Annotated in this window: 17 protein-coding genes; 8 read left to right on the forward strand and 9 right to left on the reverse strand. The window is 75.3% G+C overall.

Features of this window, described 5'->3' with window-relative positions; all coding sequences use genetic code 11:
- Window positions 1–87 precede the first annotated feature (87 nt).
- Window positions 88–1,032 carry a DMT family transporter gene (locus ACFU9E_RS02775; protein WP_380680524.1) on the forward strand — a complete coding sequence of 315 codons (945 nt, stop codon included), beginning with the start codon at window positions 88–90 and terminating at the stop codon, window positions 1,030–1,032.
- A 52-nt stretch (window positions 1,033–1,084) separates the two neighbouring features.
- On the opposite strand, the gene corA is transcribed toward ACFU9E_RS02775, so the two are convergent.
- A complete protein-coding gene (gene corA / locus ACFU9E_RS02780) occupies window positions 1,085–2,209 on the reverse strand; it encodes a magnesium/cobalt transporter CorA (RefSeq protein ID WP_380680527.1) in 1,125 nt (374 codons plus the stop codon).
- A gap of 491 nt (window positions 2,210–2,700) precedes the next feature.
- Here corA and ACFU9E_RS02785 point away from each other — a divergent pair, with 491 nt between their 5' ends.
- On the forward strand, window positions 2,701–3,342 hold the full coding sequence (locus ACFU9E_RS02785; protein WP_380680530.1) for a suppressor of fused domain protein: 642 nt from the start codon (window positions 2,701–2,703) through the stop codon (window positions 3,340–3,342).
- A gap of 33 nt (window positions 3,343–3,375) precedes the next feature.
- On the opposite strand, the gene ACFU9E_RS02790 is transcribed toward ACFU9E_RS02785, so the two are convergent.
- The 5 genes from ACFU9E_RS02790 to ACFU9E_RS02810 all read right to left on the reverse strand — a co-directional run bounded on the left by ACFU9E_RS02790 (window position 3,376) and on the right by ACFU9E_RS02810 (window position 8,713).
- On the reverse strand, window positions 3,376–4,236 hold the full coding sequence (locus ACFU9E_RS02790) for a PHP domain-containing protein (RefSeq protein ID WP_380680533.1): 861 nt from the start codon (window positions 4,234–4,236) through the stop codon (window positions 3,376–3,378).
- A 100-nt stretch (window positions 4,237–4,336) separates the two neighbouring features.
- Window positions 4,337–4,975, reverse strand: coding sequence for a DUF6758 family protein (locus ACFU9E_RS02795; RefSeq protein ID WP_355363707.1), 639 nt, complete (start codon window positions 4,973–4,975; stop codon window positions 4,337–4,339).
- Window positions 4,976–5,363: 388 nt separating this feature from the next.
- The gene (locus ACFU9E_RS02800) at window positions 5,364–5,510 is read right to left on the reverse strand and encodes a hypothetical protein (RefSeq protein ID WP_350563393.1); all 147 of its coding nucleotides are present in this window, start codon (window positions 5,508–5,510) and stop codon (window positions 5,364–5,366) included.
- Window positions 5,511–5,881: 371 nt separating this feature from the next.
- Complete coding sequence (locus tag ACFU9E_RS02805; RefSeq protein WP_380680537.1) at window positions 5,882–6,772, reverse strand: alpha/beta fold hydrolase; 891 nt, start codon at window positions 6,770–6,772, stop codon at window positions 5,882–5,884.
- Window positions 6,773–6,943: 171 nt separating this feature from the next.
- A complete protein-coding gene (locus tag ACFU9E_RS02810) occupies window positions 6,944–8,713 on the reverse strand; it encodes a DEAD/DEAH box helicase (protein WP_380680540.1) in 1,770 nt (589 codons plus the stop codon).
- A 654-nt stretch (window positions 8,714–9,367) separates the two neighbouring features.
- Between ACFU9E_RS02810 and ACFU9E_RS02815 the strand changes: the two genes are divergently transcribed.
- Window positions 9,368–10,099, forward strand: a complete 732-nt coding sequence (locus ACFU9E_RS02815; protein WP_380680543.1) for a ferritin-like fold-containing protein — start codon at window positions 9,368–9,370, stop codon at window positions 10,097–10,099.
- 69 nt (window positions 10,100–10,168) lie between these two features.
- Here ACFU9E_RS02815 and ACFU9E_RS02820 read toward each other — a convergent pair whose 3' ends face one another.
- The 3 genes from ACFU9E_RS02820 to ACFU9E_RS02830 form a co-directional block, all read right to left on the reverse strand.
- Window positions 10,169–10,498, reverse strand: coding sequence for a hypothetical protein (locus tag ACFU9E_RS02820; RefSeq protein WP_380680545.1), 330 nt, complete (start codon window positions 10,496–10,498; stop codon window positions 10,169–10,171).
- Between the two features lie 158 nt (window positions 10,499–10,656).
- Entirely contained in the window at window positions 10,657–10,884 is a 228-nt protein-coding gene (locus ACFU9E_RS02825; RefSeq protein WP_380680548.1) for a DUF3107 domain-containing protein, read from the reverse strand.
- Window positions 10,885–11,015: 131 nt separating this feature from the next.
- A complete protein-coding gene (locus tag ACFU9E_RS02830; RefSeq protein ID WP_380680551.1) occupies window positions 11,016–11,678 on the reverse strand; it encodes a TetR/AcrR family transcriptional regulator in 663 nt (220 codons plus the stop codon).
- A gap of 233 nt (window positions 11,679–11,911) precedes the next feature.
- On the opposite strand from ACFU9E_RS02830, the gene ACFU9E_RS02835 reads away from it, so the two are divergent.
- The 5 genes from ACFU9E_RS02835 (at window position 11,912) to moeZ (ending at window position 18,901) form a co-directional block, all read left to right on the forward strand.
- Complete coding sequence (locus ACFU9E_RS02835; protein ID WP_380680554.1) at window positions 11,912–12,841, forward strand: alpha/beta fold hydrolase; 930 nt, start codon at window positions 11,912–11,914, stop codon at window positions 12,839–12,841.
- A gap of 426 nt (window positions 12,842–13,267) precedes the next feature.
- Window positions 13,268–15,298: a DUF3492 domain-containing protein gene (locus tag ACFU9E_RS02840; protein WP_380680557.1), complete on the forward strand. Its 2,031-nt coding sequence runs from the start codon at window positions 13,268–13,270 to the stop codon at window positions 15,296–15,298.
- Complete coding sequence (locus ACFU9E_RS02845; RefSeq protein ID WP_380680560.1) at window positions 15,298–16,302, forward strand: hypothetical protein; 1,005 nt, start codon at window positions 15,298–15,300, stop codon at window positions 16,300–16,302. The genes ACFU9E_RS02840 and ACFU9E_RS02845 overlap by 1 nt, the downstream gene beginning before the upstream one ends.
- Window positions 16,303–16,459: 157 nt before the next feature.
- Window positions 16,460–17,458, forward strand: a complete 999-nt coding sequence (locus ACFU9E_RS02850) for an NAD-dependent epimerase/dehydratase family protein (RefSeq protein ID WP_380680563.1) — start codon at window positions 16,460–16,462, stop codon at window positions 17,456–17,458.
- Window positions 17,459–17,722: 264 nt separating this feature from the next.
- Window positions 17,723–18,901, forward strand: a complete 1,179-nt coding sequence (gene moeZ / locus ACFU9E_RS02855; RefSeq protein WP_380680566.1) for an adenylyltransferase/sulfurtransferase MoeZ — start codon at window positions 17,723–17,725, stop codon at window positions 18,899–18,901.
- Window positions 18,902–18,974: the final 73 nt, after the last annotated feature.

The following is an 18,974-nucleotide window of genomic DNA, read 5'->3' on the forward strand; positions in this document are numbered from 1 at the left end:
CGGCGCACGGGCCTTACCGTAGGAGCCGCCCAGCCCGCCCAGCTCAGCTCGCCCGCCCAGCCCAGCCCCGCCGAACCGAGGAGCGCCGTGCCCGCCGCCCGGTCCGAGACCGCCGCCCCCGTCGCGGTCCCCGCACCCGCACCCGCCGCAGCCGCCGGCCCGATACGCCCGCTCCCCAGGACGGACCTGCTGCTGCTCGCCGTCTCCGTCACCGGCATCTCGCTCTCCGCCCCGCTGATCAGCGCCACCGCCGCGCCCGCCCTGGCCATCGCCTTCTGGCGCAACCTCATGTCGGTCGGCGTGCTCGGCCCCTACGCCGTGCTGCGCCACCGCGCCGAACTGCGCGCCGTCCCCCGCCGGGCGCTGCTGCTGGCCATGGCGGCCGGCGTGCTGCTCGCCGTCCACTTCGCGCTCTGGATGCCCAGCCTGCGGATGACCTCGGTGGCCTCCGCGACCGCCCTGGTCACCACCACCCCGCTGTGGACCATCGTGCTGATGCGGCTGCTCGGGGTGCGGGCGCCCCGGATGGTCTGGCTCGGCACGGCGGTGGCCTTCGCCGGCGTCCTGGTGCTCACCGGCGTGGACCTCTCGCTCTCACCGCGCGCCCTGGCCGGCGACGCCCTCGCGCTCGGCGCGGGCCTCGCCGCGGCCGGCTACCTGCTGCTCGGCGCCGAGGTCCGGCGCACCGTCAGCACCACCGCGTACACGCTCGTCTGCTACGCCACCACGGCGGTCGTGCTGCTGGCGGTCTGCCTGGCGGCCGGGACGCCGCTGTCCGGCTGGCCCGCCGGGGCCTGGTGGCAGATCGTGCTGCTGATGGTCACCGCCCAGCTGCTCGGCCACTCGCTCAGCAACCGGGTGGTGCGCACCCTCGGTCCCTCGGTCACCTCGACCGCGATCCTGCTGGAGACCCCGGGCGCCGCGCTGATCGCCGCGCTCTGGCTCGGCCAGTGGCCCCCGGCCGCCGCCTACCCGGCGGTGCTGCTGATCCTGGCCGGCCTGGTCCTGGTGGCCCGCGCCGGCCGGCGCTAGCGGGCCCCGGGGCCCGTCTTCGAACCCCCGCCTGCCGGGCGGCGCCTGGGCACTAGAGCCAGCCGTTGCGGCGGAAGCCCCGGTACATCCCGACGCAGATCAGCACCACGCTGCCGAGCACCATCGGATAGCCGTACTTGTACTGGAGCTCGGGCATGTACTCGAAGTTCATCCCGTACACACCGGTGATCATGGTCGGCACGGCGAAGATCGCCGCCCACGCGGTGATCTTGCGCATGTCCTCGTTCTGCGCCACCGACACCTGCGCAAGGTTGGCCTGGAGCAGCGAGTTCAGCAGCTCGTCGAAGCCGTGCACCTGCTCGGTGACCCGGGCCAGGTGGTCGGCGACGTCGCGGAAGTACTTCTGGATCTCCGGGTCGACCAGCCGCTGCAGCGGCTCCGACAGCTGCTGCATCGGCCGCAGCAGCGGCGCCACCGCCCGCTTGAACTCCAGGACCTCGCGCTTGAGCTGGTACACCCGCCCGACGTCGGCACCCCGGCCGCCGCGGTTGGAGAACACCTCGAACTCGATCTCGTCCACATCGGTCTGCAACTGGTCCGCGACCAGCAGGTAGTTGTCCACCACGTGGTCGGCGATCGCGTGCAGCACCGCCGACGGGCCCTTGCTGAGCAGCCCGGCGCCGTCGGCGTCGGTCTCCAGCCGGTGCCGCAGCTCCTGCAGCGAGCCGTGCCCGCCGTGCCGCACGGTGATCACGAAGTCCCGCCCGGCGAACACCATCAGCTCGCCGGTCTCGACCACCTCGCTGGTCGGGGTGAGCTGGTCGTGGTCGACGTACCGGATCGTCCGGAAGACGGCGAACAGCACGTCGTCGTAGCGCTCGACCTTCGGCCGCTGGTGCGCGTGCACCGCGTCCTCGACCGCCAGCGGGTGCAGTCCGAACCGCTGCGCGATGCCCGCGAACTCCGCCTCGGTCGGCTCGTGCAGCCCGATCCAGCTGAACGAGCCCTCCCCGTCGGGCAGTTGCTTCGAGGCCTTGACCAGCCGGGCCGCCTCGCGCGGGCTGCAGGTCTCGCCGTGGCGCTTCCCGTGCTGGTAGACCGCGCAGTCGACGACCGCCGACGGCGTCTGGCCCGGGTGGATGGAGTCGAACAGGGCCGCGGCGGAACGGCGGCGGTTGGTGCGGACGGCTGCGCGCAGGCTGCTGATCATCGACATGGCAGGCTCCCTTGGGCAGGGACCGACGCACGGTGACGCGGCAACGGGTGGCCGCGGTGCGACGGCGGAGGAACACCGATGGACTCCGGCGCCTGCGGCCGTCCCTGAGTGCCTTGCCGGGGCACGGGGAACGGAACGACCGGACGTCGGTGGGGTGCTCTCCCGGCCGGACCGGAGTTCCGCCGCGCGTCGGCACGGGGAGGCTGGGGTCCGCGGTGCTGGGGGGAGGCCCGGCGGCTGCCGGGGCTCTCAGGCCCGCTGTTTCAGCCCGCGTTCCGAGGGGTACGGGGAAGGCGATCGGGCCGGGTAGAGCTGCCGGTACTGCATGGTCGGCTGGTATCCACCGCAACCACCTCCTTCGCGCCGCTGCCCCGAGGACGGAATCCCCGGTAGCCAGTCGCTCACACTAACATCCGATCCGCCTTTACCGCGCCCGCGTTCACGTAAAGGCCGTGCCAACACCCCGCGGTCCGCGGGTTACGCTCACCGGCATGGCCCACGACTTCCCGCTCTTCGGCGACCCCTCCGGCGGCAGCCCGCACGGCCCCTCCCGCACCGCGGTGCTGGCCGCCGTCGAGGCCCGGCTGCTCACCGTCTTCGGCGAGCCGAACGGCCGTGCCGCCGTCACCTTCCTCGGTGCCGACCGCATCGAGGTGCTGCGCTTCGGCCCGGACGCCGAGGGCCTGGTGCGCTACGCGACGCTCGGGATGTCCGCCGCGCCGATGGCCGACCCGACCGCGACGGTCGTCGACCAGGTCCGCGGCCCGCGCGCCGAGCTGGTCCTGACGATCCGCGGCGGACGCGACGGCGTGCTCCGCGCGCTCGCCACCTTCGCCGCGACGCCCCAGGTGGAGGGCCTGGTGGTGGCCCCCGGCGGCTCGCTGGACCTCGGCGCCCCGCTCTGGGACGGCGCGCCGTTCACCTCCGTCCTGGCGGCCGAACCCGGCGGCCTGGTGGAGGACCTGGAGCTGGACGGGCCGGCCGACCCGGTGCGCTTCCTGCCGGTGCTGCCGATGACGCCCAACGAGGCGGGCTGGAAGCGGGTGCACGGCGCGGCGGCGCTGCAGGAGCGCTGGCTCCAGCACGGCACCGACCTGCGCGACCCGGAACGCCGGGGCGTGCGGCTGGACTGACCCGGCCTCACGGCGCCGCGAGGGCCGGGGCGTTCAGCCGCCGATCGGCTTGGCGCCGGTCGCCTGCTCCACGATCGCCTCGTAGGCGGCCGGGTCGGTGGTGAACTCGCCGAGGCGGACGGTCTTGCGGCTGCCGTGGTAGTCGCTGGACCCGGTGACCAAAAGCCCCAACTCGGCTGCCAGGCCGCGCAGATGATCCCGGGTCGGCTCGTCGTGGTCGATGTGGTCGACCTCCAGCGCGGCCAGCCCGGCCGCCGCGAGGTCGGCGATGACCTCGTCGGAGACGGTCCGCCCGCGCTTGACCGCTCCCGGGTGGGCGAAGACCGGCACCCCGCCGGCCGCCCGGACCAGCCGGACCGCCGTCACCGGGTCGGTCTCGTGCTTGCGGACGTCCGCCCGGCCGCCGTTGGCCAGCCAGTCCGCGGTGAACGCGTCCGACACCGTGGCCACCACGCCCGCCTCCACCAGCGCGCTGGCGATGTGCGGACGGCCCACCGACCCTTCCCCGGCGATCCGTTGCACCTGCTCCCAGCTGATGTCCGCGCCCAGCCTTCGGCACTGCTCGACGATCGCCCGCCCGCGCCGGAACCGGTCGGTGCGCACCAGCTCGCGCTCCGCCGCGAAGCCGGGCTCGGCCGGGTCGAAGAGGTAGGCGAGCAGGTGCATCGAGATGCCGTCCACCACGCAGGACAGCTCCGCGCCGGGCACCAGCGTCAGCCGGGTGCCGGTGGGCAGCGCGTGCACCGCGTCGGCCGCCTCGGTATGGCCCGCCACGGTGTCGTGATCGGTGAGCGCCACCACGTCCAGCCCGGCCCCGACGGCCGCCGCGACCAGCTCGGCCGGGCTGTCCGTGCCGTCGGAGGCGTTGCTGTGGGCGTGGAGGTCGATGCGCACGGGTGGTGGCTCCCTCGGGGTCGGCGCGGGCGGCGCTGTCGCCGGCACGGCCTGCCGGCGGGGTGACGCCCAGGATAGTGCGACCGTGGCGGGGAACCGCTCAGCCGAGCAGCTGGGGCGACAGGGCCCCGCAGGGCAGCAGGTCCAGCTCCGCGCCGGCATCCCGCAGATCGGTCAGCACCAGCTCGTCGTACATCACCAGGGCCGACTGCTCCGGCCAGGCCACCGCCCAGAGCCAGAGGCCGCGGGCCTCGCCGACGAACACCGCCCGGTCCGCCGGGGCGTCCGGCACGTGGAACATCGGCGTCGGCCGGCCGGCCGCCATCAGCTTGGCGTCGGCGGGCTTGTAGAGGCCGACGGAGTCGCCCGGGTCGGGGCCGGACAGCCCCGCGTACCGGGCGCCGAGCCCCACCCCCAGCTCCTCGGCGACCAGCACCAGTTCGCCGAAACCGCCCAGCGGGGCCGGTCCGGAACAGGCGACGGCGGTGGCCCGGGCCCCCGAGACGTCGTCGCCGACGTGCGCGATCCCGGTGTACAGCCAGCCGACCGGCAGCGGCCAGGGCAGCCAGACGGGGACCTGGGAGCGGGCGACGGCGACGCCGAGCGCCTCCACGCTCGGGGGCAGCACCGGCTGCATCGGGTGCACGGCGCCGTGCCGGTCGCACTGCCACGTGTCTGAGAACAGACCGGGGGCGCGGACCCGACCGGCGCACCTCGGGCAGCTTGGCTCGCCCCTCATAGCCGTCAACGCTCCTCCCTCCGGACCGCCGCGTCAAGGACGATCACCCGTACGGAGGGCGGCTCGGCGGCACCTGTCGGCGGCGGGTGCCCGCGCGGCGCGGGGTGGGCGCGTGCGGGCGGCTCCTGTTGGGAAATGTCCAGTGCGGAGCGGCGGCAAACGTCGGCCGCGTGCGCCGGGGTGCGCCCTCCGGACGGCGTACGGCGCGTCGTACCGCGTTGACGTGCGCGGGGGTGCGCGGCGCCGCCGCCGCGGCCCGGAAAGCACTGACGCCCCGTTGTCGCTGCTGCGATGACGGGGCGTCAGTCGGGTATCGGAACGTCCGGATCGGACGGGCCGGGCTCGTCGGCGGCCGGGGAGCGTTCGGGCTCCCGGGGGCCGCGCCCGGTCAGACGGTCGGGCACGGACGGATGAGCAGGCGTTCGCCGGTGCGGGCGGCGGCCTGGACGAGCTCGCGGACGGTCTCGGCGTCGGCGATGAGGCGGTCGGTGGCGGTGCCGTGGGCGTCGTCCAGTCGGAGGATCTCGAAGCGCATGGGCCTGTCCTTTTCTGACCCCGCCGGGCGGGGCGGTCGTGGCTGAGTCGGTATCAGCCTGTTCGGGGTCCGTCGGGTCGGTTCGTCGGCCGACCGCTGTCGCGACAAAGAGGGCTCCCCCCTGCTCGCCAAAGGCGTGTGGTCCCTCGTGAACCACGCTGCGGTGGCGCTGCTACCGGGTCGTTGCCCGTCCGTGAAGTCCTGGTTTCGGATGGATCGCGTCGACGGAACGCCGACGGCACTGTCGACGATGTTTCCAGGACCGAATCAAATATTACCGCAACTAACGAATTTTGTCGCCCCCCTTGTACCAGGAACCTCAGGGAACCGTCGAGGTGGGGCCCCGCGGTCGGCCCGAACGGGCCTGGGTGTCAGCCCCAGAGGGCCAGCAGGGCCTCGGCGGTGGCGGCCGGCCGCTCGGCGTTCGGAGAGTGCCCGGCGTCCGCCACCACGACCCGGCGGGCGCCCAGCCGCCGCGCCATCGCGGTCTGCTCCGGCACCGGCCAGGCGTAGTCCCGGACACCGGAGAGCACCAGGGCGGGCAGGCCGGCGGCGACCACGGCGGCCAGCTCCTCCACCCGGTCCGGTGCGGTGACCAGGTGGCCGCCGGTGGTGATCAGCGCCTGGGGCACGTTCGCCAGCCAGCGGCGGTGCAGGAAGGCGGCCACCTCGGGGGACGGGCGGCGGGCGCGGTCCCCGCCGCCCTCCTCGATCTCCTGCATCAGCTGCCAGATCTCCTCCAGGCCCATCGTGGGCAGGACGCCGATCAGCAGCCGGGTCCGCTCCGCCTCGGCCGGGTCGATCGCCCCGGGACCGGTGGACACCAGCGTCAGCGAGGCCCACGGCAGTGCCGCGCCGCCTGCCGCGGCCTGCGCCAGAACGGCCTCGCGGACCACCTGGCCGCCGAAGGAGTGGCCCAGCAGGTGCAGCGGCCCGGCACCGTCCTCGGCCAGCAGCGCGGCGGTGAGCGCCCGTACGTCCGCGCCCAGCGCGGCGGGCTCGTAGGCGGCCGGGTCGTCCGACCCGCCCGTCTCGTACTGCCCGCGCTGGTCGACGGCGGTCACCCGGTAGCCGGCCGCGGCGAGCGGCTCCAGCAGCGCGATGAAGTCCTCCTTGCTGCCGGTGAACCCGGGCACCAGCAGCGCCGAGCCGCGCACGGCCCCGGCGGGCTCGGCCCGCAGCGCCGCGAACTCCCCGCGCGCCGTCACCACCCGCAGCGCGCGCGCACAGGGCGGGAGGGCGAGGAACGGCGGCGTGCTCATGAACGGACCTCCGGCGACCGGGGCGAACTGGCGGGTAACCCCGAGCCTAGATCCTCTCCTCCGGGTCATGCCGGGCGGATGCGATCCGAAGGACAGGACCGGGATGTTCCCGGGAACGCCGAAGGGGCGGCCCGGGGGTCCGGGCCGCCCCTTTCGCGCGGGGGATGCGGGTCAGCTCTCCGGGGTCGCCTCGGGGGCGGCCGCCGGGCGGCGGGTCCGGGTGCGGGTGCGCTTCGGCTTCTCGGCGGCCGGAGCCTCGACGGCGGCCTCGGCGGCCTCGGCGGCCTCGGCGGCCACGGTCTCGGCCGGAGCCTCGGCCTTCGCCCGCGAGCGGGTGCGGGTGCGCTTCGGCTTCTCGGCGGCCGGGGCCTCGGTCGCGGCCTCGGCGGGGGCGGCCTCCACGACGGCGGCCTCCGCGACGGTGGCGGTGGCCTCGGCCGCCGCACCCTCGCCCGACGCCGAACCGCGCGAGCGGCGGCGACGGCGGCGCGGCGCCGCCCCCTCGCCCTCGGCGCCCTCGACGGCGGCCGGAGCCTGCGGCGCGCCGGGCGCGACAGGTGCGTCGGGCGCCCCGTCGACGACGGCCGCGACCCCGTCCACCGCGCTGCCCCGGCGGGTGCGCCGGCGCTCACGGGGCTGACGGGCAGGCTTCTCCTCGGCTGCGGCGGCCGGCTCGGTGGCGGCCGCAGCCCGGCCGGAGCCGCTCCGCCCGCCGCGTCCGCGCCCGCCGGAGCGCGAACCGCGCCCGCCGGTCTCGCCGAGGTCCTCGACCTCCTCCGCGCCGAGCCCGGCCCGGGTCCGCTCCGAGCGCGGCAGGATGCCCTTCGTGCCCGGCGCGATCTTCAGCAGCTCGTACAGGTGCGGCGAGGTGGAGTAGGTCTCCTCCGGCTCGTTGAACGGCAGGTCCAGCGCCTTGTTGATCAGCTGCCAGCGCGGGATGTCGTCCCAGTCGACCAGGGTGACGGCGGTGCCCGAGGCGCCGGCCCGGCCGGTGCGGCCGATCCGGTGCAGGTAGGTCTTCTCGTCGTCCGTGCACTGGTAGTTGATCACGTGCGTGACGCCCTCGACGTCGATGCCGCGGGCCGCGACGTCGGTGCAGACCAGCACGTCGACCTTGCCGTTGCGGAACGCCCGCAGCGCCTGCTCGCGGGCGCCCTGCCCGAGGTCGCCGTGCACGGCGCCGGCCGCGAAGCCGCGCTGGGTCAGCTGGTCGGCGACGTCGGCGGCGGTCCGCTTGGTGCGGCAGAAGATCATCGCCAGCCCGCGGCCGTCGGCCTGCAGGATGCGCGAGACCATCTCCACCTTGTCCAGCGAGTGCGCGCGGAAGATGTGCTGCTCGATGTTGGCGACGGTGGTGCCGGTGTCGTCCGGCGCGGCGGCGCGGATGTGCGTCGGCTGGCTCATGTACCGGCGGGCGAGGCTGATGACCTGGCCCGGCATGGTCGCCGAGAACAGCAGGGTCTGCCGCTTGGCGGGCAGCATGGTGATGATCTTCTCGACGTCCGGCAGGAAGCCGAGGTCGAGCATCTCGTCGGCCTCGTCCAGGACCAGCGCGCGGACCTTGGAGAGGTTCAGCTTCTTCTGGCCGGCCAGGTCGAGCAGACGGCCGGGGGTGCCGACGACGATGTCGACGCCCTTCTTCAGCGCCTCGACCTGCGGCTCGTAGGCGCGGCCGCCGTAGACGGCGAGCACGCGCACGTCACGGACCTTGCCGGCGGTCTGCAGGTCGTTGGTGACCTGGGTGCACAGCTCGCGGGTCGGGACGACGATCAGCGCCTGCGGGCAGTCGGAGAGCTGCTCCTCCTGCGCCCGGCCGGCGTCGACGTCGGCCCGCACGACGACCCGCTCGATCAGCGGGAGGCCGAAGCCGAGGGTCTTGCCGGTGCCGGTCTTGGCCTGGCCGATGACGTCGTGGCCGGTCAGCGCGACCGGCAGGGTCATCTCCTGGATCGGAAAGGGGTGGACGATGCCGACGGACTCGAGGGCCTCGGCGGTCTCCGGGAGGATTCCCAGGTCCCGGAAGGTGGTCTTCGTGGGTTCAGCGGTGGTGGACAGGGTGCTGCCTCTTCCGTGTGGAGGGGCCGAGAGCGAGCGGCGGGCGGGCAGCCGCGCGGCTGCGTACGGGCCTGGACGGCCCCGAATACAGCTGCGCGGACGCACAACCGCGCCGGTCCCTGCGGCCGGCCGGTGCGCGCGGCCCGGTCAAGGGGGCGCGTCGCCGGCGGCGTCGGGGAGGATTCCCGTGAGGGACCTGCGCGGGACCTGCGCCGACTGGCGCGGTCTCGGCGGCCCTCGCTCGGCCACATGCGGTGCCAAGGCTTGAGGTCCAAACCCTGGTCGGAGCCGATCGGCTCTCCGACCGGGCATCCGCGTACGTTGAGAACCCGGCTTCCGTGCGGCGCGTCCGAGGGGACGGAGCCGCTGCGGAGCGGGCTTGCCCGGGGCACCGAGACGGCGGTGACACCGTGCGAGCACGACGGGCCTCCGTACCACCATACAGTCACCCGACGACTCGAACACGTGACGCGGGCGACATCGCAGGTCGGAGCGGTGGAAGCGGTGCCCGGGGACGGAGCGGCACTAAGGTGGCGGGTCATGGAGAACCGTGGTGAGACGCAGGACGACGTGGCGGCCGGCTCGATCGGCGACTGGGCGGCCTGCTCGGCCGACCCCGGGTACCGGGCCGCCGTACTGGACCTGCTCGGCGCCCTCGCGTACGGCGAGCTGAGCGCCTTCGAGCGGCTCGCCGAGGACGCCAAGCTCGCGCCCGACCTGTCGGACAAGGCGGCGCTGGCCCGGATGGCCTCCGCCGAGTTCCAGCACTACCAGCGGCTGCACGACCGGCTCGCCGAGATCGGTGCCGACCCGCAGGAGGCGATGCGGCCGTTCGTCGAGCCGCTGGAGCTCTTCCACCGGATGACCGCGCCCTCGGACTGGCTGGAGGGCCTGGTCAAGGCCTACGTCGGCGACGCCATCGCGACCGACTTCTACCGCGAGGTGGCCGTCCGGCTCGACGACGACACCCGCGACCTGGTCCTCGGCGTCATGTCCGACACCGGGCACGCGCAGTTCGCCGTCGACAAGGTCCGCCAGGCCATCGAGGCCGACCCGCGGGCCGGCGGCCGGCTCGCCCTGTGGGGCCGGCGGCTGATGGGCGAGGCGCTCAGCCAGGCGCAGCGGGTGGTCGCCGAGCGCGACGCCCTCTCCAACCTGCTGGTCGGCGGCGTCCGGGTGCAGGGCTTCGACCTGGTCGAGGTCGGCAAGATGTTCAACCGGATCACCGAGGCGCACACGCGCCGGATGGCGGCGCTCGGCCTGGCGTCCTGACCCGGCGGCCGGGGCGGACGGGCGGCGCGCAGCGGGCGCGGACGGCGCGTGCGGCGTGAGCAGGGCGACTCAGGCGTGCCGGTGGCGCCGGTGCGCGCCCGCCCGGTGCGGGCGGTGCTGCGGACGGTGCCGGTGGGCCGGTGCCCGTCCGTCGGCCAGGTCGGGCCGGGCCAGCACCGAGGTGAGCAGCGCCGAGGCGAGGGCCGAGACCGCGATGCTCGCCGCCGGGTAGCGGCCGTCCAGGGTGAAGTGCGCGATCACCCCGGTGAGCAGCGCCGAACCCAGGGCCGTGCCCAGCGTCAGTGGCCGCCCGGCGCGGAAGTACGCGGGCCACGACAGCAGCGCGGCGGCGCCGACGACCACGCCGACGAGGGCGAAGGCGAACGTCTCGACCAACAAGGATGCCTCCCCGGGGGACGGGCGTCCGGCGCGCGGCCGGGCGTACTGTCGCCGTACCCCGGCCGCCCCACCCGTACACCCGGCCCGGCCGGTGCGGAAACGACGGTGCCCCGCTCCCTCACGGCGGAGGGAACGGGGCACCGGCCGAGGCCCGTGGCTCAGAGCGTGCCGAAGCCGACCTTGCGCGCGGCCGACTCACCGATCTCCACGTACGCCAGGCGGTCGGCCGGGACGATGATGCGGCGGCCGTGCTCGTCACTCAGGGAGAACACCTTCTCGGTGCCCTCCAGCGCCTTCGCGACCGCGCTCTGGACCTCATCGGCAGTCTGCGAGCTCTCGATCACGATCTCGCGCGGCGCGTTCTGCACGCCGATCTTGACCTCCACGGCTTCCGTCCCTCCGGGGTTGCAGCCATCCACGCGCGGTACCGCACCGCCTGGGACAAGCGGTCGCGGCGACCGCGCCGTACGGCTTCACCATAGAGCACCGGATCGGCACCCCGAGGAAGGCCGGTGGATCACCGGTCCGCCGCGGAGCCCTCCGGGGCGTCGCCGTTCGGGTGCATCGGGAAGCCCTTCAGCCCGCGCCAGGCCAGGCTGGCGACCAGCCGCACGGCCTCGTCGCGCGGGATCTCCAGGCCCTGCGACAGCCAGTAGCGGGCGGTGATCTGGGCCAGTCCGCAGACACCCGCGGCCAGCAGCTTGGACTCCGCCTCCGGCAGGTCGGTGTCCTCCTGGATCACCTTGCTGACCAGCGTCGCGCTGGCCTCGGCGGCCCGCTCGACCCGCTCGCGCACGGCCGGCTCGTTGGTCAGGTCCGACTCGAAGACCAGCCGGAACGCGCCCGACTCGCTGGAGACGTAGTTGAAGTACGCCTCCATCGTCGCGGCCACCCGCAGCTTGTTGTCGGTGGTCGTCTCCAGGGCCTCCCGGGTCGAGTCGACCAGGGCGTCGCAGTGCTTGTCCAGCAGCGCCAGGTAGAGCTCCAGCTTCCCGGGGAAGTGCTGGTACAGGACCGGCTTGCTCACCCCGGCACGGTCGGCGATGTCGTCCATGGCGGCCGCGTGGTAACCCTGCGCGACGAACACCTCCTGGGCGGCACCGAGCAGTTGTTCACGGCGGGCGCTTCGCGGCAGGCGGGCACCGCGCGGGCGCTCCTGCGCCTCCTGGATGGCCGTCACGGCGCTCCTCACTTCACGGGTCGTACGGGGTCGGCAAGATGACCGATTCTACTTTCGGGTAACCGCGTTCGCGCTTGCCAGGCACGAGAAAAGCGGCGATCCCCCTTGTCAGGAGCCCACAATACGGCGCCCACCACGGCCGTCGGCAGTGCCGAGGAGCCCTGAATGGGGACCCCGGGGCCCCGGGCGGCCCGGGGGGCCGCGGCGGGACCGGCTCATTACCATCGTCCCCCATGGACAGCGCTGAGCAGCAGATACTCCCGGCCCCGGCCGCCCTGGCGCCACTGCGCACCGTCGAGGTGCCCGGCGCCACCCTGGCCGTGCACCGGCCCGCCGGGGACCTTGCCCCGGACGGCGGGCGGGCGCCGGCGCTGTTCGTGCACGGGCTCGGCGGCTCGGCCGCCAACTGGACGGAGCTGATGGCCCGGCTCGCCGGACAGCTCGACGCCGAGGCCGTCGACCTCCCGGGCTTCGGGGACTCCGCCCCGCCCGCCGACGGCAACCTCGGCCTCTCCGGGCACGTGCGCGCCGTCATCGGCTACCTGGAGGCCGCCGGCCGCGGCCCCGTCCACCTCTTCGGCAACTCGCTCGGCGGCGCCGTCGCCGTCCGGCTCGCCGCCCTGCGCCCCGACCTCGTCCGCAGCCTCACCCTGGTCTCGCCGGCCCTGCCCGAACTGCCCCCGCAGCGCACCGCCTGGTCCACCGGGCTGCTCGCCGTCCCCGGCCTGCCCGCGCTGCTGCGCCGGCTGCCCGCCGGCCGGCGCGGCCCCGAGCAGGCCACCGACGATCTGCTCCGGCTCGTCTACGGCGACCCCGACGGGCTCTCGGCGGCCTCCCGCGCCGAGGCCGTCGCCCAGTACCGGCGGCGCATCGAGCTGCCCCACGCGCTGCCGGCGCTGGTCGGCTCGGTGCGCGGGATCGTCTCCGCCTACACCGAGCGCGGTGACCAGGCGCTGTGGCGGCAGGCCACCCGGGTCGAGGCCCCGGTCCTGCTGGTCTACGGGCTGCGCGACAAGCTCGTCTCCTACCGCTCCGCCCGCCGGGCCTGCGCGGCCTTCGCGGACTCCCGGCTGCTGGTGCTCCCGGAGTCCGGGCACGTCGCCATGATCGAGCACCCCGACGCGGTCGCCCGCGCCGTGCGCGAACTGCTCCGGCGGGTCTGACGCCCGCGCCCGGCAGAACCGCCCCGCCCGACGGTGGGGCCCGACGGCGGGGTCCGACGGACACCCCGTGATCGGCCGGCGTTAACGCCGTGATCGGGACGAGGTCACTCCGGTTCACTCGTTCAGGTGGCAGCCAGGCATGTGACCGATGGATTGCCCCGGGCCGGACCTACCTTTCTGCTGTCGGACCGAACAGGTGTGGGGGAGCCGCGGCCGCCGGAGAACCCGGAGGGCGGCCGCGCGGGGGACTCCGGCAGCCGGTGGCGGTCGCCGGCCCGGTCGCGGTGCCCTGCGACGGACCGCCCTCCCCCGGACCGCCCCCGCGGAGCACGCGCCCGACGCGTCGCCCGCTCGGCCCGCTCAGCCCTCCACATCCGCCAGGTCCGCCCAGCCACCCGTCGATCCGCTCTGCTCTGGAGGTCCCCCGTGCGCGTTGCACTGCTCACCGAGGGTGTGCGCCCGCACGCCCCGCGTGGCACCGGCGGCTGGTGCGACCGGCTGGTGGACGGTCTGCGCGAGCACGACTTCGAGCGGTACGACGTCGCCGTCGGGGTGCCGCGTCCGGCCGGCCGGACCCCCGGCGCGCTGCGCGGCCGTCGTTGCGCCGCCGCCTACGAGCAGCTCGTCCGCGCCCTGCTGCACCCCGCCGACCGCGCCGCCTTCGGCCCCGGCCTGTACCGGCTCGCCGACCTCGCCCGCGCCGACCGCGCCCTGCCCGCCTTCCTGGTCTCCGCCCACGCCCGCCGCGTCCTGGAGCGGGTCTGGCGCGCGCCCGGTGCCGACACCTCCGCCGGCCGGCCCTTGGTCCGCGACGTCCTGGTCGCCGCCGACCTCCTCGAACAGTGCCTGCGCCCGCTGTCCGCCCCCTGGTACGGCGCCGCCCCCGGCGGCCTGGGCGCCGCCGACCTCTGCCACGTCGTCGGCGGCGGCCCGGCCGCGCTGCCCGCGCTGGTCGCCAAGCAGCTGCACGGCGTCCCGTTCGTGGTCACCGAGCACGGGCAGCACCTGCGCGAGCGGTACCTCGACCACCACGAGGCCCGCCACGGGTGGCCGGTGCGGGCGCTGCTGCTCGCCTTCTTCCGGGCGCTCACCGAGGAGACCTACCGGCAGGCCGCGATACTCACCCCCGGGAGCGTCCACGACCAGCAGTGGCAGGTGCGCTGCGGGGCCGATCCGGCGCGCACCCGGGTGGTGTACGAGGGCACCCCGGCGGTCGACCGCCCCGCCGCCGGCCCCGAACCGGCGGCACCCACCCTGGTCTGGGCGGGCGCCCTGGAACCGGGCCGCGACCCCGGACTCGCGCTGCACGCCCTCGCCGGGGTCCGCGCCGAGCTGCCCGCCGCGCGCCTGGTCGTCCACGGCGAGGAGACCGCCCCCGGCTACCGGGCGCACTGCGCGGCCGTCGCCGAACGGCTCGGGGTGGCCGGGGCGGTCGAGTTCGCCGGCCGGCCGCGCTCGGTGGCCGACGTCTGGGCCGACGGCACCGTCGTCGTCTTCTCCGCGCTCTCCCAGCGCCGGCCCGGGCCGCTCGCCGACGCGATGCTGAGCGGCCGCGCGGTGGTCGCCACCGACGTCGGGGTGGCCCGCGAGGTGCTCGGCCCCGCCGGGCTGCTCGTCCCGCCCCGCGACCCGCAGGCCCTGGCCGGGGCCTGCCTCGCCCTGCTGCGCGACGAGGAGCGTCGGGCCCGCCTGGGGCTGGCCGGCCGCCTCCGGGCGCAGGAACGCTTCGCCGTCGAGCCGGTGACCGGGGCCTTCCGGGAGATCTACCTGGAACTCGTCTCCCACTGGCCGGCCTTCCCGACCCCGGCCCCTGCCCCGCGCCCCTTCACCCGCCCCGCCGAGTACTGGCTCACCGACCGCGGCCCTGCCCCTGTCCCGGGTGGCCGTTCCCCGGTGGCAGCCGCGACCGCCCGCTCCGCGCCGGTGCCGCCGGCCCCGGCTGCGGGCCCCGTCGGCGCGGCGCGGCCCGGCCTTGCCGGGAGGGTCGCGGGCTCCGTGGTCGGCGCCGGGGGAGTGGGACCGGCGAGTGGTTCCGGTGGTCGGCCGCGGCCCGCGCTCGGCGAGGTGGCGGTCGGTTCGTCGCACGCGGCCGGGACTCCGGCTCCGGCTGCCGGCCCCGCCGGCGCGGCGCAGGCCGGTGCCGCGCCGGCCTCGGCGGGTTCGTCGAGTGGGAGCCGTGGGGTGGGGGGTGTTGCCGCCGGTGGGCGGGTTGGTGTTGCCGGGGCGGTGGGGTGCGTGGTGGGCGGTGTGCGGCAGCCCGGCGTTGTGGGTGCCGTCGTGGGTTCGGGGGTGGGGGGTGCTTCCGCCGGGGTGGTGGGGTGCGCGGTGGGCATTGCTGCTGCTGTGGACCGCTCCGGGGGAGTGGGGGCGGCGGGGCGTCCGTGCGGTGGGGGGTCCGATCCGGATGTGGTGGGTGGGGCGGCCGGGTGGGCCGGGGCGTTTGCGGAGGCGGTCTGATGACGGGGGGCGGGGGTGCCGGGGTGGGGGAGGCGGTGCGGTTCGGGGAGGTCTCGGGGGACCCGGTCCGGGAGGTGATGGCCGAGCACCGGCTGCTCTGCGAGCGGGCCGTCGACCCGTTGGAGATCGCCGCCGGGCTGGAGGAGGCCGGTCTGGGCCCGGCGGTCGCGGCCCGGTGCCGGCACGCCGATCTGTTCTCGCTCGCCGAGGAGCTGTACGCCCGGGTGCCGCGCCGCCCGCCCGCCGAGGCGGCGGCCGGGCCGGAGGAGAGCTGGCAGCGGCGGTGCGGTGCCGCGGTGCGGACGGCGGTGGCGGCCGTGCTGCCCTGTGCGGCGGCGGTTTCCCTCGGCGGGGGCCGGCCCGCTCTGGCGGCGGCGGCCGTTCCGCTCGCGTTCGTGCCGGTGGCCGCGGGGCCGTCCGGCCCGGCCGGGCGCCTGCGCGGGGCGGGGGTGGCGGCGCTGCTGCTGGTGCCGCCGGCGGTGGCGGCGGGCGGGCCGGGGGAACGGCGGGTGACGGTGGCGCTGGTGCTGGCGGCGGCGCTGTCGGCCGGGTCGGCGCAGTGGGCGGCCCGGTGGTTCCGGCAGGTCGGCCGGGGACATCTGGGGGCGGCGGCGACGCTGGCCGAGTTCCGCTCCCGGATGCGGCCGGTGCTCCCGGTGGCGCTGGCGCTGCACCTGGCGGTGCTGGCCGTGCTGACCTTCGCGGCGCTCGCCGTGCTGACCGCCCTCGCGCCGCGCCCGGGGCCGGGGCACGGCGGCGGTCTGCTGCACCTGGCGGTCGAGCGTGCCGGGCCCGCGCAGTGGGCGGGGCAGGGGGTGCTCGGCCTGCTGCTGGTGCTGACCGTGCTGCTGGCGTGCTGCGGCCGGACGGGGGCGGCCGCGCTGGGCGCGCTGGCGGGGGCGGCGGGCGCGGCGGTGTCCGCACCGTTCGCGGGTGGCGCGGTGGCGCTGGCCCTGCTGGTGTACGCGTGGCCGGTGCTGGGCCGTCCCGAGGCGCACCGGTGACCCGTCCCGCGCACACCCGTGCGCGCCGACCGGTCGACCCGCCCGTTCCGCCCGCTCCGCTCGTCCCGCTCTGTCCGTTCGTTCCGCTCGATCTCCCGTTGTTCACTCGGACCCGCCAGGCCGCACCAGGTCTGGCTTCGTGGAAGGACACCCCCCGATGAGGGTGCTGCTGCTGGGCGCCAACGGCTTCATCGGCCGTCGGGTCACCGACCGCCTGCTCGTGGATCCGGAGTTGCAGGTGACGGTGCTCGGCCGGCGTGATTCCGCCGACATCCGTTTCGACCTGACCACCGGCAGTCCGGGGGCCCTGGCCCGGTTCCTGGACGCGGTCGCGCCGCAGGTGGTGATCAACTGCGCGGGCGCCACCTACGGCAGCTCGCGCACGCTGATCCGGGCCAACACGCTCGCCGTGGCGACGGTCTGCGAGGGCATCCGGCGCAGCCGGGAGCCCGCCCGGCTGGTGCACGTCGGCTCGGCGGCCGAGTACGGGCCGGTGCCGGGCGGGGTCCCGGTGTCGGAGAGCGCCGAGCCGCGCCCGGTGGGCCCGTACGGGGTGTCGAAGCTGGCCGGGACGGAGCTGGTGCTGGCCTCGGGGCTGGACGCGGCGGTGCTGCGGGTGTTCGACGTGGTGGGGCCGGGGGCGCCGACCGCCTCGCTGTTCGGGCGCCTGGCGGAGGGCCTGCGGCGGGCGCTGGAGCGCGAGGAGTCGCAGGTGCGGATGCCGGACCTGTCCGGATACCGGGATTTCGTGGACGTCCGGGACGTCGCGCGGGCGATCCAGGCGGCGGCGGTGTCGGCGGCTACGGGGGTGATCAACATCGGCAGCGGGCACGCCGTCCGGGCGCGCGAGGCGGCCCAGCTGCTGGTCCGGGCGTCCGGGTTCGAGGGGGCGATCGTGGAGGAGAACCGGCAGGTCGTGCTGCCCGCGCAGGCCGGCGGGCCGGTCGAGCACGTGCCGGGGCACGTGCTCGCGCACCACCTGCCGGGCCACCGTCCGGAGCCGCGGCCGGGCGAGGGACGGGCGGCCCCGGGCGAGCCGGTGCCGTGGCGGCAGGCGGACGTGCGCACCGCCCGGGACCGTCTCGGCTGGCGGACGCAGGTGCCGCTGGAGGAGTCGCTGGGGGACGTCTGGCTGGAGACGGCCTGCCGGGTCTGATCCTCCGGCACCGTGGGTCCCGGCCGGACCCGCGGGCCCGCGCGCAGGGCCCCGACAGGCCCCGGACGCCCCCACGGGGGCCGCTCCGGGGCCTGTTCCGTGGTCCCACCATCCGGCTCGGCCCGTCTCGCCCATCGGACGAGCTGTCTCGGAATACCGGAGCGGCGTGACACTGTTGGCGTAGCAGAGCCACCTCGGTGGCGGAGCAACAAGCCCCTAGAGGTTGGCCCTGGCCACCTGAACTTGACGACCATCGGAGTCCCCGTGTCGCTGCCACCCCTGGTCGAGCCGGCCGACGAGCTCACCGTTGACGAGGTCCGCAGGTACTCCCGCCACCTGATCATCCCCGATGTGGGCATGGCCGGGCAGAAGCGGCTGAAGAACGCCAAGGTGCTGTGCGTCGGCGCCGGCGGCCTGGGCTCGCCCGCGCTGATGTACCTGGCGGCGGCGGGTGTGGGCACGCTCGGCATCGTCGAGTTCGACGTGGTCGACGAGTCGAACCTGCAGCGCCAGATCATCCACGGCCAGTCGGACATCGGCCGCTCGAAGGGCGAGTCGGCACGGGACTCGGTCAAGGAGATCAACCCCTACGTCGACGTGATCCTGCACGAGGAGCGCCTCGACAACTCCAACGTCATGGAGATCTTCTCCGGCTACGACCTGATCGTGGACGGCACCGACAACTTCGCCACCCGCTACCTGGTGAACGACGCCGCGGTGCTGCTCGGCAAGCCGTACGTGTGGGGCTCGATCTACCGCTTCGACGGCCAGGCGAGCGTGTTCTGGGCCGAGCACGGCCCCTGCTACCGCTGCCTCTACCCGGAGGCGCCGCCGCCGGGCATGGTCCCGTCCTGCGCCGAGGGCGGCGTGCTGGGCGTGCTCTGCGCGTCGATCGGTTCGATCCAGGTCACCGAGGCGATCAAGCTGCTGGCCGGGGTCGGCGACCCGCTGGTCGGCCGGCTGATGATCTACGACGCCCTGGAGATGAACTACCGCCAGGTGAAGGTCCGCAAGGACCCGAACTGCGCGCTCTGCGGCGAGAACCCGACCGTCACCGAGCTGATCGACTACGAGGCCTTCTGCGGCGTCGTGTCCGAGGAGGCGCAGGCCGCGGCCGCCGGTTCGACGATCACCTCGAAGCAGCTCAAGCAGTGGCAGGACGACGAGGAGGACATCTACCTCATCGACGTCCGCGAGCCCGGTGAGTACGAGATCGTCAGCATCCCCGGCGCGGTGCTGATCCCGAAGAACGAGTTCCTGATGGGCAACGCGCTGGAGCAGCTGCCGCAGGACAAGAAGATCGTGCTGCACTGCAAGTCGGGCGTCCGCTCGGCGGAGGTGCTGGCCGTGGTGAAGTCGGCCGGCTTCGCCAACGCCGTCCACCTGGGCGGCGGCGTGCTCGGCTGGGTCAACCAGATCGAGCCGCACAAGCCGGTGTACTGATCATCCGGAAACCGCGTGAAACGGCGTGAGAACGCGTGAAAGGGCCCGCTTCGGCGGGCCCTTTCACATGTGC

This window comes from Kitasatospora sp. NPDC057595 (genome assembly GCF_042800875.1).
Lineage (GTDB): Bacteria > Actinomycetota > Actinomycetes > Streptomycetales > Streptomycetaceae > Kitasatospora.

What these genes read in the sequence shown, in the direction of transcription:
- corA (WP_380680527.1), bottom strand. Translation starts at nt 2,209, where the DNA reads ATGTCGATGATCAGCAGCCTGCGCGCAGCCGTCCGCACCAACCGCCGC.
- ACFU9E_RS02785 (WP_380680530.1), top strand. Translation starts at nt 2,701, where the DNA reads ATGGCCCACGACTTCCCGCTCTTCGGCGACCCCTCCGGCGGCAGCCCG.
- ACFU9E_RS02795 (WP_355363707.1), bottom strand. Translation starts at nt 4,975, where the DNA reads ATGAGGGGCGAGCCAAGCTGCCCGAGGTGCGCCGGTCGGGTCCGCGCC.
- ACFU9E_RS02800 (WP_350563393.1), bottom strand. Translation starts at nt 5,510, where the DNA reads ATGCGCTTCGAGATCCTCCGACTGGACGACGCCCACGGCACCGCCACC.
- ACFU9E_RS02805 (WP_380680537.1), bottom strand. Translation starts at nt 6,772, where the DNA reads ATGAGCACGCCGCCGTTCCTCGCCCTCCCGCCCTGTGCGCGCGCGCTG.
- ACFU9E_RS02810 (WP_380680540.1), bottom strand. Translation starts at nt 8,713, where the DNA reads ATGACCCTGCCGGTCGCGCTGACCGGCCACGACGTCATCGGCCAGGCC.
- ACFU9E_RS02815 (WP_380680543.1), top strand. Translation starts at nt 9,368, where the DNA reads ATGGAGAACCGTGGTGAGACGCAGGACGACGTGGCGGCCGGCTCGATC.
- ACFU9E_RS02835 (WP_380680554.1), top strand. Translation starts at nt 11,912, where the DNA reads ATGGACAGCGCTGAGCAGCAGATACTCCCGGCCCCGGCCGCCCTGGCG.
- ACFU9E_RS02845 (WP_380680560.1), top strand. Translation starts at nt 15,298, where the DNA reads ATGACGGGGGGCGGGGGTGCCGGGGTGGGGGAGGCGGTGCGGTTCGGG.
- ACFU9E_RS02850 (WP_380680563.1), top strand. Translation starts at nt 16,460, where the DNA reads ATGAGGGTGCTGCTGCTGGGCGCCAACGGCTTCATCGGCCGTCGGGTC.